The sequence below is a fragment of the Shewanella sp. Shew256 genome (assembly GCF_002196695.1).
Taxonomy (GTDB): Bacteria; Pseudomonadota; Gammaproteobacteria; order Enterobacterales; family Shewanellaceae; genus Shewanella; species Shewanella mangrovisoli.
Window position 1 is genome coordinate 328089 of the sequence record NZ_NAJR01000002.1, and the last position, 18969, is coordinate 347057.

Sequence of the window (18969 nt, forward strand, 5' to 3'; positions counted from 1 at the left end):
CGAGATACTTCGTCTCTTATTATATTCTTCGCTCAATGATATAGCGGGCGAAGTCTGCGATTAACTGGCTATTGTATGGCAATTTAGCCAGCGCTGATAGTGCCTCTTGGATCAGTTGCGCGGCGGTATCTTTGGCGCCTTGCAGTCCAAGTAGTTGCGGAAAAGTACTCTTATTGGACTCGGCGTCAGAGCCTTGGGGTTTGCCGAGTTCTTCCGTGGTGGCAATGATGTCCAGAATATCGTCTTGCACTTGGAAGGCAAGTCCTACCGCATGGGCAAATTCCATCATAGTCTGATATTCATCTTTTGGCGCATTAGCGGCGATCAGGGCTAACTCAACGGCGCAGCTGATAAGGGCGCCCGTTTTCATATTATGCAGTTGAGTTAAGGCCTTAAGGTCGATGAGCTTATCGGTTGAGGCTAAGTCAATCGCTTGGCCGCCACACATACCACGGTAACCCGAGGCTTTCGCCAGCGCCCTCACCATAGCGATATGTTGCTCGCTGCTGATCCCAGGTACGGCTTCGGTCACAATTTCAAAGGCTAAGGTTTGCAGTGCATCCCCAGCAAGGATGGCGGTCGCCTCATCGAAGGCGATATGCACTGTGGGCTGACCACGACGAAGGTCGTCATCGTCCATGGCGGGTAAATCGTCATGGATTAACGAATAAGCATGAATACACTCAATGGCGGCGGCGCTGGCGTCGAGCTTTTCAAGCGGCACGCCAAACATTTGCCCCACGCTGTAAACCAAGAAGGGACGAATACGCTTACCGCCTAATAGCGCGCCGTGGGTCATGGCGGCCTTTAACTGCGGCGCAGTGTCTTCGAGTGTGCTGAAACGTTGTTTTAATTGGTCATCAACCCGTAGTTGATATTCTTTTATTGCATTGACTAACACGCTTATTCGCCCTCAACGGCATAGGGAGAGAGGGGCGCATTTTCATCCTGCTTGAGTAAAATGGCCACTTTTTGCTGAGCTTGCTCGAGTTTTGCTTGGCTGTTACGCACCAGATTGATGCCACGTTCAAATTGTTTTAACGCATCATCCAGAGAGACATCGCCCTGTTCTAATTCGGCAACGATGCGCTCGAGTTCACCAAGGGATTCTTCAAAACTGAGATTTTCGGGTTTCTTCGCCACGTTAATAATTCCTTTGAAAGAGCGGACACAAGGTATATCAGGGCGACTCAAGGGTCAAATTCAGTCGACGGATATTTGCTCAATAGCACGCTTTGTTGCTGAATTTTTTTCAGAAAATAGAAATTGTCGCTAAACTTGCTTAGTGCTTGTCCGATAAATGACAATAATAGCATTATGCTTTTAATCATCCTTTGACATCATAGAGTAAGGCTCAGGTTAAAACCAAAGTGTAATCCCTATGCGGATGACATTTTGTGTTATTTTGCGAATAGAGTCAGTATCATGTCGTTTATACCGAATATTGAGGAGCCGTTGTGGATTTAGCTACAGTTATAGGACTAGTCGGGGGCTTTGGTTTTATCCTTTGGGCTATGATGACCAGCGGCGGCCTGGCAATCTTTATCGACGTACCCTCAGTGTTTATCGTATTCGGTGGTTCATTCTTCGTCGTAATGATGAAATTCAATCTCAAACAGTTTTTGGGCGCGGTAAAAATCGCCGTCAAAGCCTTTATGTTTAAGATTGATAAGCCTGAAGATCTTATCGAACAATCCGTGACTATGGCGGACGCCGCTCGTAAAGGCGGATTCCTTGCCCTCGAAGAAGCGCAAATTTCCAATAGTTTTATGCAAAAAGCCGTCGACATGTTGGTCGATGGTCACGATGGTGAAGTGGTGCGCGCCGCGCTTGAAAAAGACATTGCCCTCACCGAAGAGCGCCATCGCAACGGCATTGCGATTTTTAGGGCCTTCGGTGACGTTGGCCCAGCGATGGGGATGATTGGTACCTTAGTGGGCTTGGTGGCCATGTTATCCAACATGTCAGATCCTAAATCGATTGGTCCTTCGATGGCAGTGGCCTTGTTAACGACACTGTACGGCGCCGTGGTCGCCAACATGGTGTGTATTCCCATTGCCGATAAACTCACCCTACGCATGGGTGAAGAAATGCTGAACCGCAACCTGATTATGGATGCGGTATTAGCCATTCAAGATGGTCAAAACCCGCGGGTGATTGAAGGTTTCTTGAAGAATTATCTTGCTGAAAAACAGCGGAAAATCGATACAACGGACGGAGAGTAGCCCATGGCTAAGTGCAACTGTCCACCGCCCGGAGCGCCGCTCTGGTTGGCAACATTTGCCGATTTGATGTCCCTCTTGATGTGTTTCTTCGTGCTGCTGCTGTCATTCTCCGAAATGGACGTGATGAAGTTTAAGCAGATCGCAGGCTCGATGAAGTATGCCTTCGGGGTGCAAAATAAGGTCGAAGTCAAAGACATTCCTAAGGGGACGTCTGTGATTGCTTTGGAGTTTCGTCCTGGTCGTCCCGATCCCACGCCGATTGAAATCATTAACCAACAAACCAACGAAATGACCGAGCCTGTATTGGATTATCAAGCGGGTGAAGACGATAGCGCGGGTGGTGTGCAGCAGCAAAATGGTTCGCAGCGGGGCGGTGAAGCCTCGGCGACGGCCCAAGAAACGGCGGATGCGGTGAAGGCCGAAGCTGCGGCGGCGCAGGATAAAATCAATCAGCAAGTGAAGAAAATGGCACAGGAACTCAATAATGAGATCACCGATGGGGCGATCGAAATTGAGTCACTTGGGCAGCAAATCATTATCCGTATCCGTGAGAAGGGCTCATTTGCCTCAGGATCTGGCTTCCTGCAGCCACGATTTAAACCTGTGGTGCGCTCGGTCGGTGAATTGCTAAAAGATGTGCCGGGGATCATCACGGTATCGGGTTACACCGATGATATGCAGATAAGTGATGAGCTCTATAGCTCGAACTGGGATCTCTCCAGCAAACGCGCTGTGGCGGTAGCCGATGTGCTGCTGCAAGTGAAGGGCTTCGATCCTAAGCGGATGAAAGTGGTCGGTATGGCGTCGAATAATCCCATCGTGCCTAATGACTCACCTGAAAACCGCGCGCGAAATCGCCGCGTTGAGATTGCGATTGAACAGGGTAAAGCTAAAGAATCCGAAGAAATTCAAGTGGGTAAATAGCTTTTAATCCAAACCTGTAATTCGATAAAAACGCCGTGACTTGCTCACGGCTTTTTTATTTGTGATTTTTTGACTATAAGTTCAACTGTGCATAAGCGCACGCCACGAGCAGCCCGAGTGTGGAAACAGGTGCGCCAATCGCCGTGAGTTTGTTATAATCCGGCGATTATTCTTTTAACCAATTTTGCTGTTTACAAAATTGCCCGCGGAAATCCCATGAAGTTTATTGTAAAGCTGTACCCAGAAATCATGATGAAGAGCAAGCCCGTGCGCATGCGCTTCACCAAAATGCTTGAAACCAACATCCGTAACGTGCTCAAAAAAGTTGATGAAGATGCCAAAGTGCAACGTCAATGGGACCGTATTTGGGTAAAGGTGCCAAATGATAAACCTGAATTAGCTCAGGCCTTTGGTGAGCGTTTAGCCTGTATTCCTGGGATCGCCCATGTGGTGCAAGTGGATGAATACAGCTTTACCTCAGTCGACGATATCTACCAGCAAGTCTTACCCGTTTACCGTGACCAAATTGCCGGTAAAACCTTCTGTGTGCGCGTTAAACGCACAGGCTCACACGATTTTAACTCTATCGAAGTCGAGCGTTATGTCGGTGGCGGTTTAAACCAGTTTACCGATGCGATTGGCGTGCGTTTGAAGAACCCAGAAGTGACAGTTAACCTCGAAATCGAGGGTGATAAACTGTATATGGTGACTAAGCGTATCGAAGGCTTAGGCGGCTTTCCTATGGCGACGCAGGAAGATGTATTGTCTTTGATTTCGGGCGGTTTTGACTCAGGCGTGTCGAGCTACCAATTTATTAAGAAGGGCGCTCGTACCCATTACTGTTTCTTCAACCTCGGTGGCGCGCAGCATGAAATTGGCGTGAAACAAGTCGCTTACCATTTGTGGAAAACCTATGGTGAATCCCACAAGGTGAAGTTTGTGTCTGTGCCGTTCGAGCCTGTGGTGGCTGAGATTTTAGAGAAAATCGACAACGGTCAAATGGGCGTGGTGCTCAAGCGTATGATGATGCGCACCGCGGCGCGTATTGCCGAGCGTATGGGCATTCAGGCGATTGTGACAGGTGAGAGTTTAGGCCAAGTATCGAGCCAAACCTTGACCAACTTAAACGTGATTGACCGCTGCACCGATATGCTGATCCTGCGCCCGCTGATCGCCATGGACAAGCAGGACATCATCAACGAATGTCGCCGTATCGGCACCGAAGATTTTGCTAAATCTATGCCCGAATATTGCGGTGTGATTTCGCAAAAGCCAACCGTTAAGGCGGTACTGGCCAAGGTTGAGGCTGAGGAGACCAAATTCTCTGAGGACTTGATTGACCGTATCGTTGAGCAGGCCGTGGCCATTGATATCAGGGAGATAGCAGAACAAATGAATACGCGTATCACTGAAACTGAAACCGTTGTTGCTATCGACACCAATGAAGTGGTGATTGATATTCGCGCCCCAGAGGAAGAAGAGAATAAGCCGCTGGAGATTGAAGGCGTGGAAATCAAGCGCATTCCTTTCTTCAAATTAGCGACTCAGTTTGCCGATCTCGATAAGCAGAAGACTTACCTGCTGTACTGCGAGCGTGGGGTGATGAGTAAATTACAAGCGCTATACCTGATTGAACAAGGTTATCACAATGTTAAGGTTTACCGCCCTTAAGCGATAGCCAGTAAAACGCGAGCTAAGGCCAAACATCAACTTTGGCCTTAATGCGTATGAATTGGGGCCTCGATGCGCCAATAAGCAGGTAAACGAATACAAAAAAGCCGCATTGGAATGCGGCTTTTATTTTACTGATAAGCTGTGCAATTTATTCGGTCTTGACCACTTGCTGGGCCGGTAACACGTCATCGGCAAGCAATAAGGTTGGATCCTGCAGCGCTTCTTCATGCATTTTTTCCATCGTCGCAGTCAGTTCGGCATTGATACTTGCCTGTAAATCACTGGTGTCGATGATAATTTCTGCATCGATAACATTTGCGCTGACATTGGCACTGAGTGCGCTGACTAACACTAACGCAAAAGCAGATTTTAAATTGAACATAGTCGCCTCCGGGCTGACAAAGTATTGCTGTCAGACATTCCCATCACCCGTTCGAGATTGTCCAACTCATGTGTTTCGTTGGCGCAAAATTTAATCAAAAACGCTGGCCTTTACAAACGATTAAATGTAACAATACGGATTAGAAAAACTAATTAAAAATTGAGATAGAGATCACTATGTCAAGACGCTTACCACCACTGAATGCGGTTAAAGCATTTGAGGCCGCCGCACGGCATTTGAGCTTTACTCGAGCGGCTGAAGAATTGTTTGTGACTCAGGCTGCGGTGAGTCACCAAATTAAGGCGCTAGAAGATTTTCTCGGATTAAAATTATTTCGCCGAAAGAATCGTTCGCTGCTGCTGACCGAAGAAGGCCAGAGCTATTTTCTCGATATTAAAGATATCTTCACCCAACTGGCGGATGCGACCGACAGGCTGCTTGCACGCAGCGCCATTGGTTCGTTGACCGTGAGCATGTCGCCAAGCTTTGCGATTCAGTGGCTGGTGCCGCGCCTATCGAAGTTTAGTGAAAAAAATCCCGATATTGACGTACGAATTAAGGCGGTAGACACAGAGGCTAGCTCCTTAACCGACGATGTCGACGTTGCCATTTATTATGGTTTAGGCAATTGGCCTGGGCTTCGCGCCGATAAACTCCGTAATGAAGTGCTGATCCCCGTATGTTCGCCGATGCTGTTAAACGGCCCTAAGCCCTTGTCTAAGCCCGAAGATTTAAAACACCACACGTTGCTGCACGATATGAGCCGTCACGATTGGCAGGCTTGGTTTAGACAATGTGGCATTCACGATATCAACGTCAACCAAGGGCCGATTTTCAGTCACTCTTCCCTCGTTTTGCAGGCGGCAGCCCACGGCCAAGGTGTGGCCTTAGGTTATAGCGTACTCGCTCGCCCCGATATTAAGGCGGGTCGACTGGTGTGCCCATTCCAAGAAGTGTTAGTGAGCAAAGATGCCTATTACCTTGTCTGCCAACAGAATCATGCCGAGCTGGGTAAAGTGGTCGCGTTCCGTGAGTGGATGTTAGATATGTTTGCCGAGGAGTCACGCAGTGAGTTGTTGCCCGGATAACCCCTTGGTCAACGAGGATATGGTGCCAAGTGACTATGTGTTAGATGGCGAGCCCTCAGAGACCTTGATTTTATTTGCCCACGGCGCGGGAGCGAATCGAGATTCAGACTTTATGTGCCAAATGGCCGCAGGTCTTGTCGCAAAGGGTTTTCAAGTGATGCGCTTTAACTTTCCCTACATGCAGGCCAATGCTGAGGATGGTAAAAAGCGCCCGCCTGACAGAGCGCCAAAGCTGCTTGCCTGTTTTGGCGAGATGCTCGATGTGGCACACGCTCAGCCTAAGGTTAAGCGTGTGGTCTTGATGGGTAAATCCATGGGCGGACGCATGGCTGCGTTACTGGCCTGCGATAGCGCGCAAGCCAGCCGTATCGATAGTGTGATTTGTTTAGGTTATCCCTTTATCCCAATAAAGGGCGGTGAACCTAGGTTAGCCCCCTTAAACGACTGCCAAGTGCCGGTGTTAGTGGTGCAGGGTGAGCGGGATAAGTTTGGCACTCAGGCGCAGATCCTAAGTTGGCCGCTTAACAGTGATATACAAATTGGATACTTAGCCGATGGGGATCATAGTTTTGTCCCAAGAAAGTCGTCAGGCACGACCGAAGCGGCTAACCTTGCATTGGCTGTTGATTTATCAGCAAAATTTATTGGCTAATGCTTATTCTTAATATGGCCTAAAGCGCTCAGGCGTTACAGCTAAAGCGTCGTCTGTCGTAAAGCCTATTGGTTTTTGGAGGTAAAAATGCGTAAAGGATTGTTGTTACTCGCCGCGGTAAGCGGATTTTTTGCGGTTGCGCTAGGCGCTTTTGGTGCCCATGGACTCAAGGCTGTCGCGCCGCCGGAGCTGATTGATGTGTTTAATCTAGGCGTGCAATATCACTTCTACCATACCTTTGCGCTGATTGCCGTGGCCTTTGCCGGGCAGTGGTTAACCTCACGCTTGCTAGATTGGGCGGCGTACCTGTTTATGGCCGGCATAGTGCTGTTTTCTGGCTCGCTCTACGGTTTAGCACTGGTCGGTAGCAAATGGTTAGGCCCCATTACCCCAATGGGTGGTGGCTGTTTCCTCTTAGGTTGGTTATTGCTGGCTGCGGCCGTATGGCGCCATAAAGTGGTGGATGGCAACGAGTCATAATACTTGTGTGGCGCAGCCATTGCGCTGTGCGTTCATGCTGCCAATCACACAAAAGCCCGATAGCAAATCGGGCTTTTGTGTATTGAAATTGCTATACTGGCGCCCAAATCGATAGTCGGCCATGTTTATGGCTTGGATTTCTTAAGGATCTCCATGAAAAACCTATTTTTATTTTGCCGTGCAGGCTATGAGAAAGAATGCGCTGCAGAAATCCAACAGCGAGCCGCCGAGCTCAATGTGGGTGGCTTTGTTAAGGCCAACAACAACGATGCCTACGTGGTATATCAATGTTTTGAAGAAGACGGCGGCGATACCTTAGTGAAGCAACTGCCGTTAGATTCACTGATTTTTGCCCGTCAGATGTTTGCCGCAAGCGAGCTGTTGGCGGATTTACCCGAGTCTGATCGTGTCAGCCCGATTGTGGCGGCGCTCAGTGAGGTGAGTAAAGCGGGTGAGCTGAGGGTTGAAACCCCTGACACCAACGAAGCGAAAGAACTGTCGGCATTTTGCCGTAAGTTTACCGTGCCTTTGCGCCAGCATTTGAAAAAATCCGGCAGTTTGCTGGCACAGGAAAATCCTAAGCGTCCGATTATCCACGTGTGTTTTATCGGCCCAGGTCGCGCCTACGTAGGTTATTCCTTCAGTAACAACAGCTCACCCTATTCTATGGGGATCCCGCGCCTGAAAATGGCTGCCGATGCGCCGAGCCGCTCAAGCTTGAAACTCGATGAAGCCTTCGCGCAGTTTGTGCCTAAAGAAGAGCAAGAAGTGCGGGTTCGCAGCGGCATGAACGCAGTGGACTTAGGCGCTTGCCCAGGCGGCTGGACATATCAGTTAGTGCGTCGTGGCATGATGGTCTCCGCAGTCGATAATGGCCCTATGAACGAAAAGCTGATGGAAACCGGACAAGTGAAACATTTCCGCGAGGATGGTTTCCGCTTCGAGCCACAGCGTAAAAACATTTATTGGTTAGTGTGTGACATGGTTGAAAAACCCGCGCGCGTGGCTGAGCTGATTGAAGCTTGGGCCATCAATGGCTGGTTTAAAGAAGCGATTTTCAACCTCAAACTGCCGATGAAGAGCCGTTATAAAGAAGTGATGGCAATTTTGAATACCATGCAGGAAATCCTCAAGGAAAACGGCATCAACGAATTCCAGTTACAGTGTAAGCATTTATACCATGACCGTGATGAAGTGACTGTGCACCTGTGGATTAGACCGAGCCAGGCTTGGAACTAATCAGCGGTTTTTAGCGTTCTGTTAGTGAGTGAAGCCCCAAGTCATGTCTGGGGCTTTTTATTTGGCAGTTCTGCAAGATTGCGGCTATAAAAAAACGCACCCTAGGGTGCGTTTTTTGTTTCGCGCAAAGCGATTATGACAGACGGTCAAGCACCGCTTGAGTGAAGTCAGTCGTACCGTGGGTGCCGCCTAAATCGCGAGTAGTACGGTCGCCTTCTTCAATCACTGCCGATACGGCTTTACGGATCAGATCGGCTTTATCGGCCATGCCTAAGTATTCCAGCATTTGGATAGAGGCTAAGATCACAGATGTTGGGTTCGCGAGATTTTTACCTGCGATATCTGGCGCACTGCCGTGAACCGCTTCGAAAATCGCTGCGTCACGGCCAATGTTGGCACCAGGAGCCATACCTAAACCACCGACTAAACCAGCACACAGATCCGACAGAATGTCACCAAACAGGTTGGTGGTTACGATGACGTCGAAGTTTTCTGGGTTCATCACTAACTTCATGCAAGTCGCATCGACAATCATTTCTTCGGTTTTGATGTCTGGGTAGCGTTGGCTCACTTCACGGGCCACTTTCAGGAACAGACCTGAAGTTGACTTCATGATGTTTGCTTTGTGCACGATAGTGACTTTCTTACGGTTTTCTTTGCGGGCCAGTTCATAGGCGAATGTCGCGATCTGCTCAGCACCTTGGCGAGTGACGATACTGGTTGCTTCAGCTGTGGTGCCGTCTTCAGAAACTTTTTGACCGTGGCCAGAGTACATGCCTTCGGTGTTTTCACGCACTGTGATGATATCAATGTTTTCATAACGGGCTTGAGTGCCTTTGAAAGACAACACTGGACGTACGTTAGCGTACAGGCCGAATTTCTTACGTAATGTCACGTTGATAGAGGTGAAACCTTCGCCGACCGGTGTAGTTAGCGGGCCTTTCAGGGTGATGCGGTTTTTTTCGATCAGTTCTAAAGTACGCTGCGGAAGTAGTTCACCCTGCTTCTCGAGAGCAGTTAAGCCGGCATCGGCAAATTCATATTCAAAATCACAACCTGCTTTATCAAGAATTTTTAAGGCTGAATCAATAATACTTGGGCCAATTCCATCACCTGGAATTACGGTTATCGTTCTTTTTGACATGGAGAAGTCCTTCCACGGTTCGTCGTTACTGCAATTGTCCGACCCGGGATTAGCCGGGTAACATGACTATGAATTTGGTGTTTTTTCTCCCCATTATTTTAACCGTCTTTGGTCAAACTTCACAGTAAATAGTGAGCAATATCACGATTTTTTATCGGGTATAACTTGTAAAAATACTGGGTTATAACGATGATGGAGGACCAATGGTTAAAAAAGTCTACTTTAGTCTAACAACTACATAAAAGAGGAAGACATTGAAGTTATTACCTATCACATCGCTAGTGCTTTTATCCCTCGGAATACTGCCCAATGCTCATGCAGAAACCAGCACTAAACCGCTTACCCTGACCGACATTATGCATTTTGAGTCCCTCGAGAAGCCCGTTATCGCTGACAATGGTCAAGTGTTTGCGGTCGAGGTGGCGCCGGATCGTGGCGATAGCCATGGTTTAATTAAAAATCTGCAAACAGGAAAAGACTTTCAGATTGAAGGCGGCTCAGACCCTATCGTGAGTCACACTGGCCGTTATGTGGCGATGGCCGTTAAGCCTAGCTTGCTTAAAGTCGAAACCAGTGATGCTAAGGCCAAGAAAAAGCTCAAAGCCGATATGGTGCTGCTCGATACCCAAACCGGTACGCAAACCAAATTTGAACGGGTAAAGGAATTTGTCTTTAGCGACGATGGCGCGCATTTAGCCATTTGGTTTGAAGCCGACGAAGAGGCCAAGAAAGACGCCAAAGAGAAAACTGAAGGCGCCGATGATAAGCCCAAAGCCGAGAAGGTGAAGGTCGATAAGTTCGACCAAGGCCGTCGTTTGAGTTTAGTGAATTTGTCTTCGCCATCGCAGCGGGTGGATCTGGAGCATGTGACCGCCTATCAGTTTGATAAAGACAGTCGCCGCTTGGCTGTTGCGGTCAATGATATCGAGGCGAAACAACATCAACTGCAACTGATTGATTTGAAAGACTACAAAAAATCAACGGCATTTGAATCTCAAACTCAACAAATTGGTGCGGTTTCACTGTCGAAAAATGGTCGCTGGCTGGCCTTTACCCAAGGGGATGCTAGTGAATTACCCTATGGCCGCAGCTATCAGTTAAGCCTAGTCGATATCGCTTCGGGCAAAGTTCGCCCCGTGCCAAACACCAAAGAGTGGACGTTAAACCGTTACGCCAGTTTAAACTTCTCCCTAGACAGTGAGCGACTCTTCTTTGGTCGCGTGCCCGAGGTGAGCCAGCAGCTCAGCCTGAAGAAAATCGCAGAAGAAAAAGACCTTTACGACAAAGAGATAGTCACAGGTCAACGTGGGCTTAAGGTCTGGCATGGGGACGATCCACGGATTAAACCCCATGAAATCAAGCAATATGATAAAGAGCAAAAGCGCACTTATTTAGCCGTGCTGCATTTAGGTTCAAACAATGTAGTGCAGCTTGGCGATAAAACGGTGCCGGATGTGACTCTGTCACAGCATAAGCGTTATATGCTGGCCAGCTCAGACTTACCCTATCTCAAGATGATCACTTGGGCGGGCTTTTATCAAGACTATTACTTGGTGGATATCAACACGGGTCGCAAGTTACCGCTGTTAACCCAACAACCAAGCGATGCTGAGCCGAGCTTATCGGGCGACGGTAAATATGTGGCCTATTATCAGCAAGGTAATGTGTATTTATATGATATTGCCGAAGGTCGTCGCACCAATCTGACCAAGTCTTTAAAGGTGAGTTTTGCCGATGAAGACCATGATTATCCCTCCAATGCGCCGGGTTATGGTTTTGGCCCTTGGCTGAAGGACGACGCAGGTTTCCTCGTCTACGACAAATACGATGTGTGGCAGTTTAATACCGCATCGAAAAGCGGATTTGCCTTAACCGCAGGGCAGGGACGCGCTCAAAAAATTCAATATCGTGTTGAAGGTTTAGTCGATAATCCCGATGAGCCAACCACACTAGCTTACAACGCCACTGTGCTACTGCATGGTTACAGCGACAAGACTAAAGCCGATGGTTTTTATCAAGCGACCTTAGGCGAAGCGGGCGTTAAGACTTTGATGGAAGGCGAGTATAAGCTAACTGTGCTTGGGCGCAGTAAAGATACGGATACCTTAGTGTTCTCTAAGGAGCGCTTCGATCTGTTCCCTGACTTGTATACCGCTAGCTATCAGACCCCACAAAATGCCGTGAAGCAAACCGATTTAGACAAGCAACGCCAAGCCTTTAATTGGAGCCAAGCCGAATTAGTGCATTGGACCAATGGCGATGGCAAGCCGCTCGATGGCGTGTTGATTAAACCGACTAACTATCAAGCGGGCGAGCGTTATCCTGTGCTGGTTTACTACTATCGCTTTATGACTGACAGACTGCATGCCTTCCCGCAAATGAAGGTTAACCACAGACCAAACTTCGCTTGGTATGTGAATAACGGTTATGCGGTATTCTTGCCGGATATTCGTTTCGAGATCGGTTACCCCGGCGCCAGTTCGGTTCAAGCGCTGACCTCGGGTGTGCAAAAGCTTATCGGCATGGGCGTTGCCGATGCTAACGCCATTGGTTTACAAGGGCATTCTTGGAGCGGTTATCAAACGGCGTTTGCCATCACTCAAACCAAGATGTTTAAAGCCGCGGTAGCTGGTGCCCCAGTGGCTAACATGACCAGTGCTTACAGCGGTATTCGCCATGGCACTGGGCTTGCGCGCCAATTCCAATACGAAACGGGCCAAAGCCGCATAGGTGAAAGCCTCTTCGCTGCACCGCAAAAGTATATTGAGAACTCGCCAGTATTCTATGCCGATCGCATTCAAACGCCGCTGATGATCATGTTTGGCGATAAAGACGATGCGGTGCCTTGGGAGCAAGGCGTTGAAATGTACTTGGCGATGCGCCGTGCGGGTAAAGATGTGGTGTTTTTACAATATGAAGATGAACCCCATCATCTGAAGAAATACCCTAATAAGCTCGATTACAGCATTCGGATGATGGAATATTTCGACCATTATCTTAAAGGTAAACCCGCGCCAGCCTGGCTAAGCCAAGGCGAAGCCTATGTCGAATATAAAGCCGATGATGAGTAACCGTCTGTTTTAGGTTTATCTATAAAAAAACGCCACCGTAAGGTGGCGTTTTTTTATGGGAATAAAGGACCAAAGCGAGCGAGTTTTTACTCTAATAAGTTGCTTTCGGATTAAGATATCTATTGAGTAACGTCTTAAACACTCGCTGGTTTAAGTTTGTGACTTGTTGGAGCCCAAAAGATCACAGCTTTACCAAGCCCACTTGTTTTTATTGGTTATGTGTTGGTATTAGCACTGCCATAAAAAACTTGCAGAACCATTACAACGGCAGACGAACGAATACGCCACCCCACCTCCGCCAAAATTCATTTCTGTTTCCCAGTTTGGTCCTTGTTCTAGTTGAGCGACAAATTCCATTGGTTCATTACATGCAGTGCAATTGGGTGTTTCATCACCTTGAATCCATGCGGGTTCACCGGAAATTTGACCTAATACCTCTCGAGGGCTAACGCCATTTTCTTCCGCCCATTCTCTTCTTGCTGCTTCGTAGTCATCTCCATCGACCGATACTACCTGAGCTGAGTGTGCTGTATCTCGAAGCGTTTTGCCTTCAGATGGGACTTGGACAAATTCAAGGTCAAATGGTTTTATTACGATTACAGCGTTGCCGCCGCCATCAGCATCCGAATCGTCGCACATTCCAGGATCGTTTTGGCACATAAAAATTTGATGTAATTCTTCTTCAACCGAGATTTTCGCCAAAAATTGCATTGGAAGGTTACAGCAAGCACAAGTCGGCCAGTGAAAATCTTCACCTTTATTCTTAACTGGTTTTCCACCAAAAGAGGTTTCGCTCATTTCGGCCAAATCAGATTTATTTATCAATAGGTTAATCATATTAATTACTTCCGTTGTATAAATTACGCTTGAATAACGCCGAGCCACTAAACGGCTTCGGCTTGAATGAGTTATTAGGCCCCATCTGGAGAATGGGCAGACAAGAGTCTCTCGACGTCCCGAGCGCTAATGCTAGCGCCGTTGAACACAAGATATGGGCTGCTCTCCAAAAGAGAGGGGACCTCAGCACGCCAAGCTCGGTGCAGGGATAATTCATGTGCTGCAAAGCCCAGCTTGTCATCGAGGAAGAACTCAAGTTTGCAGATCTCATCGCGGCGGGATCAAGCTCCGACACCTGTCGTACAGGGTAAGCGGCGTTCTTATGTATCCATTCAACGTCGATGTGTTCCATGGGGCCTAACATGTGATTAGTGCACGTTTACTTTGTTAGATCAGTAAAAGTACACAATTAACCATTTGTATATAAAGAACTTATCAGTTTCCCCTTTAATAAACCATCCTGAAACGCACATCCTCGTTTTCGAAATCGATTAACTAAAACCAACGCTTAAATAATTAATTGATTCCAAATGTTTTTATTTGTTAGCGGTTGAGTTGATATGCACTAACCTTGGCCTAAAATCACTCAAAAGTATCTAAATTCGAATACGACTGTATACCTTGCATGGTAAGTAGCCGTGCGATAGTTGTTGCAGATGCCGCCATCGACCCTGTAGGGATGATTCTTGTTAAATAAATCGGTGGCTTGTCACAGGGGAAGTAATGGCAATGAATTGGTATTACATTGCCATTTGGGGATATTGTTTAAACGCTTACGATATTTAGCTTAGGGATGATAGTTATACCAGAGTTAAATCAATTTTTGCTTGAGCTTTCGGCTTCTTTGGCTGTGCGGCTTACGATATCGGTGCCAGCTTCGAGATATTGTTTATAGGTATCATCGCCCCAGGCCACGAGTTTATCGTCTTTAAAAATCAGTGGGGTGCATTCTTCTTTGGTGGTCACGCCATCGGATTTCTCATGGTGAGTACGATAAAAGAGCACTTGTAGTTGGCCATCTTTAAGGGATTTGGCTTCTGTAAAATCGGCTTTGCCAAAGAGGGTTTTGACGGTGGAAATATCCTGTCCTAGGGTTAACTCATTTAATTTCTGGCTGTTATAGACTTGTCTATCTTCCCAATCCATTTCATCCGGGGTGGGCTCATATACCAGCACCACAACAGCGACGAAGGCGACATACGCGGCAAATATACTGCCAATAATGACCGAAGTTTTTGATTTCATTGAATCTAATTCCTTTGCATATCCAATGTACTATCTGGCAAGTCAATAAAATACGCCTTTGATGGCCTAACGTAAACGGCTTTATTGCAACTTAGTGTTAACAAGGTGCGTTAATCGAGCTGTGGCGTATTGGCGGGGCCATTGACCCTAAAATCCTTGAGGTTGATGTTTAAGGGCAAATCGATTTGCAATTGGGCTAATTTATAACTGAGGCGAGCCATATCTCGTCCTTCGGCCAGCTTCTTAGCTTGTTTCGCGCCAAGATTGGGCAGAGAAGAAAACAGCGCCGCTAAGGTTCTGAAGGTTCGCAGCAATTCTGCTGCCGATTTGGGGCCTATACCTGCGATACCGGGGATTTTATTGCCGCTATCACCCGCCAGTGCCATTAAATCAAGAAATTGGCTACGATCGACTCCGAGCTTTTGCTCAAGTTCGGCGATGTTAAGGTATTGCTGATTAAAATGATCCCATTGACTGATACGCGGATGATTGAGTTGGCTAAAGCCTTTATCGGTCGACACGATAACGGCTTCACCTTGGGCTTTGGCGGTTTTCATCGCAAGGGTGGCGATAACATCATCGGCTTCGGCGGCGGCATAAATCGATTGAATTTGTACGCTTTTAAGGTGTTCCTGCAGTGCAGGTAAGCCCGCGGCCAGTGGCTCTGGCATAGGTTTACGGCCCTTTTTATAATCGGGGTAAAGCTGTTTTCGCCAAGAGATCTCATCACCATCCCAGACGATAGCGACATGGGTAGGGTGGTGAATGCGCAGCAATTTAGTGCAGGCGACACTCACACGCTCCGTTAAACTGTCCATATCGTTCTCATCTGGGATCGCCGCATAAATCCGGCGAACTAAGTTGAGACCATCGATAATTAAAAACTTATTCATTGGCGGTTATTGTTTTATTTCACTATTTGATAGCAGGGAACGTAAGCGCTTCCCGGCAGTTTCATCCTATGTTGGGCAACAAAGGCCCCCAGCAAATTGTCCATCAGTTCCATTAAATGTGGGTCCCCTTTAATGTGGAAGGGGCCTAAGTGCTCAATCTGCTTGATGGTGTCTGATTTTACATTACCTGCCACGATACCCGAAAACGCTTTGCGTAAATTAGCGGCTAATTCCGCTTTATTCGCTTGAAAATGTAAATCTAAGTTAGCCATCACCTCATGGCTAGGGATAAATGGCAATTGGAACTCGGGTTCTATCTTAAGTCCCCATTGATATTGATAGGCATCGCCGGTGGCGCGGCGATGGTTTTTCACTTGTTCCATGCCTTGCTTCATCACTCGGGCGACTTCGTCAGGATTGTCTATGATGATTTGATATTTTTGCTGCGCCTCCGACCCTAAGGTCGCAGCGATAAACTCATCAATTTTAATAAAATAATCCGCACTCTCACTGGGCCCTGTCAACACCAGTGGGAAGGGGGTCTCTTGATTTTCTTTATTGAGCAAAATCCCCAGTATATACAGTAGCTCTTCGGCGGTGCCCGCGCCGCCGGGGAAGATAATAATGCCATGGCCTAAGCGTACGAAGGCTTCGAGGCGCTTTTCGATATCGGGTAAAATCACCAGCTCGTTCACAATTTGGTTAGGCGGCTCGGCGGCAATAATACTCGGCTCAGTAAGACCAATATAGCGGGCATTTTTAATCCGTTGTTTCGCATGCCCAATGGCCGCGCCCTTCATTGGGCCTTCCATCGCGCCAGGGCCACAGCCGGTGCAAATATCGAGTTCCCTTAGGCCGAGCTGATAACCCACCTCGCGGGTGTATTGGTATTCGACGGCATTAATACTGTGGCCGCCCCAACAGACGACCACATTGGGGTCTTTCATCGGTGCGATGGCGCGGGCGTTACGCAAAATATCGAACACTACGTTTGTAATGTGGCTGGCGTTGGTCAGATTGATATGTTTAAGGGTGTCGTACTTGTCGCTGATGTAGAGGATATCCCGCAGCACCGAAAACAAGTGTTCTTGGATCCCGGTGATAATTTGGCCGTCTACAAAGGCTTGTTCAGGGGGATTGATAAGCTCTAACTTAACCCCGCGTTCACGTTGCAACACATTGATATCGAAGCTCTGGTATTGCTCGAAAAGTGCTTTAGAGTTGTCGGTCTTAAGGCCTGCGGCGAGTACGGCGAGTGAGCAGTTACGATACAGTTGATATAGGGCGCTCTTGGCGCTTTTTTTGAGGCGATCAACTTCGAGTTGTGAAAGCTGATCCATGCTGCCCTTTGGGCTGACTTTTACTATCATTTATCACTCCTTCGTCTCGACAGGAGTGATAAGAGGCGACGTATAGGCTGACTTTGTTATACGTCAATCACAACCCTGTCTCTGCTTTCATGTTTTGCTTTGTAGAGTGCTGCATCGGCACGCTCGAAGGTTTCATGTATGAGCTCGTTCCCCATAACCTGCGCAGCCCCTATAGATACTGTAACTGTAATTCGCTGATTTTTAAATTTAAATGGAATATTTTTTACTTTCTCACGGACTCTGTTTAAAAGTTGAGCAATATCGCCGCCGTCAATTTCAGGCAGGATGAGCACAAACTCTTCGCCGCCGTAGCGAGCAACAAACTCGGTATCCCGTAGGGAATTCTTTAATGCCATGGCGATAACCTGCAGGGTTTTATCGCCCGTGCTGTGACCAAAGCTGTCGTTGATGCTCTTGAAATGGTCGATGTCTGCTACTGCAATCCACAGCGGTGTTCTGTGGCGTTGGTAATTGCGATACTCAAGCTCCATGCGCTCTTCGAGGGCGGCGCGGTTAGGCAGTTGAGTTAAGCTATCTAATAGATTGAGTTTTTGTTGCTCGAATAGCCGTTCTTTATAGGTATTCGCTTCGCTACTGAGCTCATTCAGCTCTTTGCGCATGGTCTCCATTGATTTGCGCAGCAGGGCCTGCTCACGCTGCTCTAATGCCTCTTTACGGGCGAGGGCGGAGCGAATCGAGCTAAGTTGTTCGGTTAATTGCGCTTTAAGGTCGACAATATCGTCGGTGTCGATAATGGCTTCACCGACGTTATCCACGCGAGAGTTGATTTCCCGATTCAACTGAGTCTTCAGTTGGAAGCTGCGCTGATTGTGATTGTAGGATTCACTCACCACTTCACGCACCGCGGCTAAGGCATCGTTTAGGGCGTATAAAAATTCTTGCGAGGCCGATTTTTCGCGGGCGATATTATCGAGCAGCAGGGATAAAATCGTTTGATAGGCTTCGAGCAGGGTGTCGATTTCGACTTCCGAAGCGAGTAGCTCTTTAATCACCAGCACTTGGTCGCGCTGATCTTTACGGAATTCGATTTCCGAGATCATTTGCGCCAATTCGTGGGCGAGCTGCCTATGTTTAGGCAACACATCGAGTTTTTCGGCTTCTTCAAATTGCTGCTGCAAAATAGTGTCATAGAAACCAATGATTTGTTTTACTTTAGGAATATATTCCCACACCGTGTGGAAAGGTTTGGCGAGATCCTGCTTAAAGTAATTAACTTCTTTTTTGAGTTTATCTGGCGCTGAGTTTACCCGTTGGATTTGGCGAATGACTTGCGCAAGCCCAGTACGGCTCTCTTCAAGTTGCACCATCACATGGTGGTATTGACCCTTTAATAGGCGTTCAACATCGACTAATTCCGGCAACGCTTCATCGACTCGCTCAAAGGTATTTAAGTTATGGCGAAGTTTGGCGAGTTTATTATCCAGTTCTAAATTCTGACCTTTGCAGGCAAGACTTAAATGGCCAATAAATTGGAGTAAGGTTTGTAACTTAGCATTTCTATCTTCATTGACTTCATCGAGTGCCAACTTGGCAGAGTGAAGTTTCTGTTGGAGTAATGCCAGTTGTGAAACTGTCGTGTTGGAATCCTTCATCCGGAGTATTTTCCTAACTCAGCAGGGCTAAAAAGCATGACGTCCTCTGTCTAGATTAGCAGTTAACTCATATGCTACTAATGTTATAACAACGGCAGTGGAGTGCAAATCGGTTTGCCCATGTCCTTGTGA

The 18969-nt window shown here is 47.6% G+C and carries 17 protein-coding genes; 8 read left to right on the forward strand and 9 right to left on the reverse strand.

The window, feature by feature from the left end; genetic code table 11:
• Positions 1 to 19 precede the first annotated feature (19 nt).
• Both ispA and xseB read right to left on the reverse strand, forming a co-directional pair.
• Positions 20 to 901 (reverse strand): (2E,6E)-farnesyl diphosphate synthase, encoded by an 882-nt coding sequence (gene ispA / locus B5P39_RS04295; RefSeq protein WP_011717763.1) that lies wholly within the window; start codon positions 899 to 901, stop codon positions 20 to 22.
• Positions 902 to 903: 2 nt separating this feature from the next.
• Positions 904 to 1143: an exodeoxyribonuclease VII small subunit gene (xseB, locus tag B5P39_RS04300; protein ID WP_011623480.1), complete on the reverse strand. Its 240-nt coding sequence runs from the start codon at positions 1141 to 1143 to the stop codon at positions 904 to 906.
• 314 nt (positions 1144 to 1457) lie between these two features.
• On the opposite strand from xseB, the gene pomA reads away from it, so the two are divergent.
• From pomA to thiI, 3 genes are all read left to right on the forward strand, one after another.
• Positions 1458 to 2225, forward strand: coding sequence for a flagellar motor protein PomA (pomA, locus tag B5P39_RS04305; RefSeq protein ID WP_011717762.1), 768 nt, complete (start codon positions 1458 to 1460; stop codon positions 2223 to 2225).
• A gap of 3 nt (positions 2226 to 2228) precedes the next feature.
• Positions 2229 to 3149 (forward strand): flagellar motor protein MotB, encoded by a 921-nt coding sequence (locus tag B5P39_RS04310; protein ID WP_011623478.1) that lies wholly within the window; start codon positions 2229 to 2231, stop codon positions 3147 to 3149.
• 216 nt (positions 3150 to 3365) lie between these two features.
• Positions 3366 to 4820, forward strand: a complete 1455-nt coding sequence (thiI, locus tag B5P39_RS04315) for a tRNA uracil 4-sulfurtransferase ThiI (protein ID WP_011717761.1) — start codon at positions 3366 to 3368, stop codon at positions 4818 to 4820.
• A 151-nt stretch (positions 4821 to 4971) separates the two neighbouring features.
• Here thiI and B5P39_RS04320 read toward each other — a convergent pair whose 3' ends face one another.
• A complete protein-coding gene (locus B5P39_RS04320; RefSeq protein WP_088210590.1) occupies positions 4972 to 5205 on the reverse strand; it encodes a hypothetical protein in 234 nt (77 codons plus the stop codon).
• Between the two features lie 176 nt (positions 5206 to 5381).
• On the opposite strand from B5P39_RS04320, the gene B5P39_RS04325 reads away from it, so the two are divergent.
• From B5P39_RS04325 to rlmM, 4 genes are all read left to right on the forward strand, one after another.
• Positions 5382 to 6293: a transcriptional regulator GcvA gene (locus tag B5P39_RS04325; protein WP_023268106.1), complete on the forward strand. Its 912-nt coding sequence runs from the start codon at positions 5382 to 5384 to the stop codon at positions 6291 to 6293.
• The gene (locus tag B5P39_RS04330) at positions 6274 to 6945 is read left to right on the forward strand and encodes an alpha/beta fold hydrolase (RefSeq protein ID WP_441347600.1); all 672 of its coding nucleotides are present in this window, start codon (positions 6274 to 6276) and stop codon (positions 6943 to 6945) included. Before B5P39_RS04325 ends, B5P39_RS04330 begins: the two co-directional genes overlap by 20 nt.
• A gap of 87 nt (positions 6946 to 7032) precedes the next feature.
• Complete coding sequence (locus B5P39_RS04335; RefSeq protein ID WP_011717758.1) at positions 7033 to 7425, forward strand: DUF423 domain-containing protein; 393 nt, start codon at positions 7033 to 7035, stop codon at positions 7423 to 7425.
• A gap of 153 nt (positions 7426 to 7578) precedes the next feature.
• Entirely contained in the window at positions 7579 to 8664 is a 1086-nt protein-coding gene (gene rlmM / locus B5P39_RS04340) for a 23S rRNA (cytidine(2498)-2'-O)-methyltransferase RlmM (RefSeq protein ID WP_088210591.1), read from the forward strand.
• A 133-nt stretch (positions 8665 to 8797) separates the two neighbouring features.
• On the opposite strand, the gene B5P39_RS04345 is transcribed toward rlmM, so the two are convergent.
• Entirely contained in the window at positions 8798 to 9808 is a 1011-nt protein-coding gene (locus B5P39_RS04345; RefSeq protein ID WP_011717756.1) for an isocitrate dehydrogenase, read from the reverse strand.
• A gap of 254 nt (positions 9809 to 10062) precedes the next feature.
• Here B5P39_RS04345 and B5P39_RS04350 point away from each other — a divergent pair, with 254 nt between their 5' ends.
• A complete protein-coding gene (locus B5P39_RS04350; RefSeq protein WP_088210592.1) occupies positions 10063 to 12879 on the forward strand; it encodes a S9 family peptidase in 2817 nt (938 codons plus the stop codon).
• Between the two features lie 228 nt (positions 12880 to 13107).
• Here B5P39_RS04350 and B5P39_RS04355 read toward each other — a convergent pair whose 3' ends face one another.
• From B5P39_RS04355 to B5P39_RS04375, 5 genes are all read right to left on the reverse strand, one after another.
• Positions 13108 to 13716 (reverse strand): hypothetical protein, encoded by a 609-nt coding sequence (locus tag B5P39_RS04355; protein WP_088210593.1) that lies wholly within the window; start codon positions 13714 to 13716, stop codon positions 13108 to 13110.
• Positions 13717 to 14532: 816 nt separating this feature from the next.
• Complete coding sequence (locus B5P39_RS04360) at positions 14533 to 14961, reverse strand: DUF3192 domain-containing protein (protein WP_088210594.1); 429 nt, start codon at positions 14959 to 14961, stop codon at positions 14533 to 14535.
• Positions 14962 to 15071: 110 nt separating this feature from the next.
• Complete coding sequence (xni, locus tag B5P39_RS04365) at positions 15072 to 15854, reverse strand: flap endonuclease Xni (protein WP_088210595.1); 783 nt, start codon at positions 15852 to 15854, stop codon at positions 15072 to 15074.
• Positions 15855 to 15868: 14 nt separating this feature from the next.
• Positions 15869 to 17224, reverse strand: coding sequence for a nucleotide 5'-monophosphate nucleosidase PpnN (gene ppnN, locus B5P39_RS04370; protein WP_088210596.1), 1356 nt, complete (start codon positions 17222 to 17224; stop codon positions 15869 to 15871).
• Positions 17225 to 17280: 56 nt separating this feature from the next.
• Positions 17281 to 18837, reverse strand: coding sequence for a GGDEF domain-containing protein (locus B5P39_RS04375; protein WP_011717750.1), 1557 nt, complete (start codon positions 18835 to 18837; stop codon positions 17281 to 17283).
• Positions 18838 to 18969 lie beyond the last annotated feature (132 nt).